Here is a 7,012-nt window from a genome sequence, read left to right on the forward strand (position 1 = left end):
GTCCGGCGCCCCCTCGGGGTCAGGGCTCGTGGTGGCAGGAGCCCTCGGTTACTTCTTCTTGTCCTTGCCGCCGCCGAGCGGCAGCGCGGCCAGGCCGGCGATGATCACGAAGGCGGCGATCGGGGCCAGCACGTACAGACCGAGGGTCTCGGCGACGCTCAGGCCGCTACCCGGGTCGTCGCCGTCGTCCCGGGTGAGGGCCATGGCGGGCGACGACAGCAGCATCATCAGCGTGACCGTGGCGGTGACCGCGCCGGCTCGCAAAGCGTTCCTCTTGTCCACGGTGCCAACTTACCCGTCACTTACACCGTGCCGCTCGGCGGGGTCGGCCTTTCGGGACCGGCGCCGGACGGGCCCTGCGGCCCGGTCCCCACGGAGCGCAGCAGGTCCGCGAGGGTGCGGGCGGCCGGGGCGGCGGCCAGGGCGTCCAGGGTGACCGGCGCCCCCGATCCGTCCGCGACCGGCAGCCGCCAGTTCGGGTACTGGTCCCAGGTGCCCGGGAGGTTCTGCGGGCGCGGGTCGCCCACCACGTCCGGCAGCCAGACGCCCACCAGTCCGGCCGGGGTGGCGGCCAGGAACCGGTAGAGCGCGGTGGCCGACAGCGGTTCGTCCGCCGCCAGCAGGCCCAGCCGGACCAGTTCGGCCCGCCAGTCGGCGAGCTCGGCGGCGGCCTGCTCCTGCTCCTCGTCCAGCGGACGGGCCAGCAGGCCGAGCCGGTGGCGCAGCTCCACGTGCTCGCCGGAGAGCCGGGCCGCGGTGGACGGCAGGTCGTGGGTGGTCAGGGTGGCGAGGCTGCCCGCCCGCCACCGCTCCGGCGGGAGGATCGCGCCCCCGGCCGGCCAGTCCCGCTCGAACCAGAGCACCGAGGTGCCGAGCACGCCGCGCGCCGCCAGCTCCTCGCGCACCCCCGGTCCGACGGTGCCGAGGTCCTCGCCGACGACCGCGGTACCGGCCCGGTGCGCCTCCAGGGCGAGCGCGGCGAGCATCGCCTCGGCGTCGTAGCGGACGTACGCGCCCTCGGTCGGGGCGTGCCCGGCCGGCACCCACCAGAGCCGGAACAGGCCCATCACGTGGTCGATCCGCAGCGCGCCGGCGTGCCGGGCGGCGGAGCGGATCAGCTCGGCGAACGGCGCGTAGCCGGCGGCGGCCAGCGCGTCCGGGCGCCAGGGCGGCAGGCCCCAGTCCTGGCCGTGCGCGTTGAAGGCGTCCGGGGGCGCCCCGACCGAGATGCCGGCGGCGAGCACGTCCTGCAGCGCCCAGGCGTCGGCGCCGTCCGGATGCACGCCGACCGCGAGGTCGTGCACCAGGCCGACCGGCATGCCGGCGGTGCGGGCCGCCTGCTGGGCCCGGCCGAGCTGGCGGTCGACCTGCCAGGCGAGCCACCGGTGGAAGTCGACCCGGTCGGCGAGCTCCGCCGCCTCGTGCCGCACGTGCGGGGAGTCGGGGTGGCGCAGGCCCTTCGGCCAGCGGTGGTGGTCGGCGCCGTGGCGCTCGGCCAGGGCGTTCCAGATCGCGTGGCGCTCCAGCCAGACGCCCTCGCGGGCCCGGAAGGCGTCGAAGGCGGCCGTGCGGACGGCGCCGTGCCGGGCCGCGTACCGGCGGTACTCGGCGTGCAGGAGTTCCAGGGCGTGGCGCTTGAGGGCCCAGACCTCGTCGCGGTCGATCAGGCCGTCGTGCTCCAGCACCTCCGCGCGCAGCCGGGCGGCGCGGGCGAGCAGCGCCTCCGTCCCGGTGCGGCGCCGGCCGGTCAGGTAGGCGTACTCGGGGACCTCCTCGACCCGCAGGTGGACCGGGTCGGCGAAGCGGCGGGAGGAGGGGCGGTAGGGGGACGGGTCGGAGGGCACCGAGGGCAGGGCGGCGTGCAGCGGGTTGATCTGGAGGAAGCCGGCGCCGAGGGAGCCGGCCCAGCCGGCGAGGTCCGCGAGGTCGGCGAGGTCGCCCATGCCCCAGGAGCGGTCGGACAGGACGGAGTAGAGCTGGGCCAGGAAGCCCCAGCTGCGTCCGGGGAGGGCCGGCAGGCGTTCGGGGGCGATGAGCAGGTGCGCGGTGGCGGGGGTGCGGCCGGCGCACTCGGCCCGCAGGGTGTGCCGGCCGGGCGGCAGGTCGGCGGGCAGCCAGTGGGCGTGGCCGCGCGGCAGCTCCCAGGTCTCGCCCTCCTCCAGGACGACGGTGAGCCGGGCGCCGGCGGGGAGGTCGAGCGCGGTGCGGCGGCCGGCCCGGGCCACGACCGTCGGGGGCAGCAGCCGGGCGCTCCGCTCGGCCCGGTGGCGGGCCAGGGCGGCACGGGCGGCGTCGGGGGTGGCCGCGTCCACGCCGAGTGCGGCGAGGACGGCGACCAGGGTGCGCGTGCCCACCGGTGCTCCCCCCGGTCCGGAGCCCGGGTCCACCCCGTGGGCCCGGGCCAGCGCGACCAGCTCGGGCGGGGGCGGCGGCGCGTCCTGCGCCGGCACGTCCGGGCCGTCGGCTCCGTCAGGGTCGAGGTAAGCGGCCACGCGCGGCTCCTGCGATGTCTCGGCAACGCCCAGTCAGGACAGGCACAGTCCTACCCGGGTGACGGCCCGGCGACCCGGCGCGACACACGCGCCGGCCGGGGCGGGAGGACCGGTCGGCGCACCGGCGGGCCCACCGGCGGGCGCTCCGGAGCGCGCGGACGGGGGCCGACGGGGCCGGCCTCCGGTGCGGGACCACCCGGGAGAGGTTGCTCAAGGGAGTCTTAAGCGAGGGGTAAATCGGACAAAATCGGCATAGCCGTCGACGGCGTTGACACCGACTTGGGTACCTGGTGGGCTTTGGCGCGATGTGGTTCCGGCCTGGCTAGGAGGCTCCTGTGCAAGCCCGAGTGTCCGAGGCGGCCGGGCGGCGGCTCCGTCAGCAGCTGGAGCAGAGCCCGTCACTGCGCGAGGTGCTCCAGCACCCCGCCGCCCTCGCGGCGCGCCGGGCCACCGCGCGGACCTGCCGTCAGCTCGCACCCCGGACCGCCGACCGGCTGATCGCCGACCTCAAGGGCACCTCGCCGCTGCTCCCCTCCGTCCGGGCCGAGCGTGCGCAGGCCGCCCGGCCCGGGGCGCCGAGCCGGCACACCCTCCGGGTGGCGGCCACCCTGTCGGCGGCGGCCGTGGTCGGCGGCCTGCTGGTGAGCGGGCCGGCCGCGTACGCCCAGGGTCCCGGGCACTCCCCCGGGCCGGACGTGGTGAGCAGCGCCCCGCAGACCCCGCTCGGCAGCGTGACCGACCCCCAGGTCTTCCCCCGCCCGCAGGAGCAGCGGGTGACCGGCAGGCCGGTCACCGTGCCGAGCGCCGTCACCCTGATCACCGCGCCGAAGGCGGACCACGGCGCGGTCGACACCGTGCACGAGGTCCTCGGCATCGCCGGGGCGACCGCCGTGGACCCGCTGCCGGAGCCCGCCGCGCCGGTCGCCGGCTCGCTGGTGGTGTACGTCGGCGGCCCCGCCGAGGGCGCGTCCGGTCCGACCGACCGGGTGCTGCGGGAGCTCGCCGCCGCGGCCGGCGGACCGGACGGCGTGGCGCCCACCACCGCCGGGATGCCGGCCGGCGGCTACGTGCTGGCGGCCGGTCAGCTGCCGGTGGCCGGCGGCGGCAGCTACGGCGCGGTGGTGCTGGCCGGCGCCGACGCGGCGGGCACCTTCTACGCGGCGCAGTCGCTGCGCCAGCTGCTGGCGGCCGTGCCGGCCGGGCAGGGCCAGGCGCCGGGCGCGACCGGCCTCGGCCTGCCCGGGATCACCCTGCGCGACTGGCCCTCGGGCGCGCCGGTGCGCGGCACCGCCGAGGCGTTCTACGGCACCCCGTGGACCCAGCAGCAGCGGCTGGACCAGCTGGACTTCCTGGGCCGTTCCAAGCAGAACCTCTACCTCTACGCGCCGGGCGACGACCCGTACCGGCTGGCCCGCTGGCGGGACGCCTACCCGCAGGCCCGGGCCGACGACCTGCGGGCGCTGGCCGCCCGCGCCGGGCGCAACCACGTCACGCTCGGCTACGCGATCGACCCCGGCCAGTCGTTCTGCTACAGCTCGGGCAAGGACGCGGACGCGCTGGTCGCCAAGCTCGACGGGCTGCGCAGGCTCGGCTTCTCGGCCTTCCAGCTGCAGTTCCTGGACGTCTCCTACGACGAGTGGCACTGCTCCGACGACCGGGCCAGGTACGGCACCGGACCGGCCGCCGCCGCCAAGGCGCAGGCCGAGCTGGCCGGCAAGGTCCAGGACCGGCTGATCGCGCGGAACCCGGGGCTGGCGCCGCTGTCGGTCGTCCCCACCGAGTACCACCAGCAGGGACCCACCCCGTACCGGACGGCGCTGGCCGCCGCGCTGCCCGGGGGCGTGCAGATGTCCTGGTCCGGGGTCGGCGTCATCCCGGAGCGGATCACCGGTTCCCAGGTCGGCGACACCGCGGGCCTGTACGGGCACCCGCTGGTCACCATGGACAACTACCCGGTCAACGACGCCACCCCGGACCGGCTGTTCCTCGGTGCCTACACCGGCCGCGACAGCGAGGTGGCGACCCGCTCGGCCGTCATGCTGACCGGTGCGATGCAGCAGCCGGTCGCCTCCCGGATCGCGCTCGCCACGGCCGGCGACTTCGCCTGGAACCCGGCCGGCTACAAGCCGGAGGACTCCTGGCGGGCGGCGCTGCGCTCGCTGGCCGGGCCGACCGGCGCGAGCGCGACGCCGACCGGGGAGACCCTGGCGGCGGTCACCGCGCTGGCCGGCAACAGCGTGTCCTCGCCGCTGGCGAAGCAGGAGTCCGGCTACCTGCTGCCGCTGCTGGAGCGGTTCTGGGCGACCGCCGAACCCACCGCGGGCACCGCGCCCGACCCGGCCCGGCTGACCGAGGCCGCCGCCCCGCTGCGGGAGGCGTTCACCGCGATGGCCGGTGCCCAGCACACCCTGGCCGCCGCCCCGGCCACCGCGCCGCTGGCCGCCGAGGCCGCGCCCTGGCTGGCGCCGCTGCGCGACTACGGCCTCGCCGGGAAGGCCGCCGTGGACATGCTGGTGGCCCAGCGCGGCGGGGACGGCGCCGCCGCCTGGAGGGCCCGGGTGGAGCTGAACAAGCTGCGCGAGCAGCTCGGCCAGAGCCCGGCGACGGTCGGCGCGGGGGTGCTCGGCCCGTTCCTGGAGCGGGCGCTGCAGGCCGCCGACACCTGGGCCGGGGTGCAGGGCGGCGGCATCACCCCGACCACCACCCTGGGCACCGCGCACGACCACCTGCCGGCGCTGATGGCCGACGGCGTCGCCGACACCTTCTACTGGAGCTCGGCGCCGCCGCAGCCGGGCGACTCGGTCGGGCTCGACCTCGGCAGCGGGCGCCCGGTCGGCAGCGTCACCGTGCTGATGGGTTCCTGGGGCAGCGGCCCGGACGGCCAGAACGCCCTCGACGACTACATCCGCGACGGCGTCCTGGAGTACACGACCGGCGAGGGCGGCTGGCGCAGGCTCGCCCCGGTGAAGAACCAGAAGTCGGTCTCCGCGCAGCTGCCCGCCGGGACGGTCGTCCGGGCGGTCCGGCTGCGGGCCACGGCCGCGCAGAGGACCGCGGTCGCGGTGCGCGAGTTCTCGGTGACCGCGCCGGACGAGCTGCCGGCCAGCGTCTCCGGCGGCCCGGCCGCGCTGCCGGGCTCCTCGGCCACCGACGTCCTGGACGGCAACCCGGACACCGCCTACCGGGCGGCCACCGCGCCGACCGCGCAGGACGAGCCGCTGACCGTCGAGCTCGGGGCCGCCCGGCCGCTGGACCGGCTCACCGTCCTCACCGACCCGGGCGTGCGGGCGTCGGCCACCGCCTCGGTGCGGCACCCGGACGGCAGCTGGACGGAGATCGGCACCGTGCAGCCGGGCTGGAACGAGCTGTCGGCCGGCGGCCTGCCCGCCGACGCGTTCCGGCTGGCCTGGAAGCCGGGCGGGGAACCGCCCGTGGTCAACCAGGTGATCCCCTGGTACGGGGACGCCCCGGCGGCCCGGCTGAGCCTGGCCGACACCTCGGTGGACGCGGTGATCGGGGAGACCACCCCGGCGCAGGCCCGGGTGACCGTGGAGGCCGGACGGCCGGAGGGCGTCACCGGGGAGCTGCGCACCGAGGTGCCGGCCGTCGCCAAGGGGCTGACCGTGGCCCCGGTCACCGGGGTGAGCGTGCCGCGCGGCGGCAGGGTCGGCGCGCCGCTGATGGTCACCGCCGGACCGGAGACGCCGTCCGGGACGTACCAGGTGCCCGTGGTGTTCGTGGCCGGGCAGACCACCGTCCGTCAGGTGCTCCAGGTGCACGTGGTGCCGGCGACCGGCGGGCCGGACCTGGCGATCACCGCGGACGCCACCTCCTCCGGCGACGAGAACGCGCACTTCCCCGCCTCGGCGGTGGCCGACCAGGACCCGAAGAGCCGCTGGTCCTCGCCCGCGGCCGACGACGCCTGGGTGCAGCTGGAGCTGCCGAAGGCGACCCACCTGGGCTCGGCGGTGCTGCGCTGGCAGGCCGCGTACGCCGCCGCGTACAAGATCCAGACCTCGGCGGACGGCCGCTCCTGGACCACGGTCGCGACGGTGGAGAACGGCAGGGGGGGCAACGAGGAGGTGCGCTTCGACGCGCCGGACGCGAAGTTCCTGCGGGTGCAGGGCGTGGCCCGGGCCACCAAGTACGGCTACTCGCTCTGGGGCGTCGAGCTGTACGCCGTGGCCTCCGCGGCCGGGCCGGCGGCGCCGCCGGTCACCGCGCCGGTCACGCCCCCGGTCGCCCCGCCGGTGACGCCGCCGCCCGCGGGCGGCGGGCAGCCGGGCGGCCAGAGCGGCGGTCCCGGCGGCGGAGCGGCGACCACGCCGCCGGCCGTGCCGTCGCCCACCGGCACCCCGGCCGTGCCGTCGCCGGCCCCGACGGGCACGCCGAGGCCGTAGCCGGCCGCCGGCGGGGCCGCCCGCCCCCCCCAGAGGGGGGGGGGGGGGGGCCCAGGGGGGTTCCTTCGGGGGCGGGGCGGCGCGGTTCTGGGGAGCGGTGGGGGAGCGGAGGGCGGACGC

At 77.8% G+C, this 7,012-nt stretch carries 3 protein-coding genes; 1 reads left to right on the top strand and 2 read right to left on the bottom strand.

All coding sequences use genetic code 11. The annotated features are described in order from the left end of the window. Positions 1-48: 48 nt before the first annotated feature. Positions 49-282 carry a hypothetical protein gene (locus ACFCX4_RS33360; RefSeq protein WP_376150716.1) on the bottom strand — a complete coding sequence of 78 codons (234 nt, stop codon included), beginning with the start codon at positions 280-282 and terminating at the stop codon, positions 49-51. Positions 283-302: 20 nt separating this feature from the next. After that, entirely contained in the window at positions 303-2,450 is a 2,148-nt protein-coding gene (gene malQ / locus ACFCX4_RS33365) for a 4-alpha-glucanotransferase (protein ID WP_376150720.1), read from the bottom strand. Between the two features lie 377 nt (positions 2,451-2,827). On the opposite strand from malQ, the gene ACFCX4_RS33370 reads away from it, so the two are divergent. Continuing rightward, positions 2,828-6,892, top strand: a complete 4,065-nt coding sequence (locus ACFCX4_RS33370; RefSeq protein WP_376150718.1) for a beta-N-acetylglucosaminidase domain-containing protein — start codon at positions 2,828-2,830, stop codon at positions 6,890-6,892. Positions 6,893-7,012: the final 120 nt, after the last annotated feature.

It is taken from the genome of Kitasatospora sp. NPDC056327 (assembly GCF_042261735.1).
In the GTDB taxonomy this organism is placed as follows: Bacteria; Actinomycetota; Actinomycetes; order Streptomycetales; family Streptomycetaceae; genus Kitasatospora.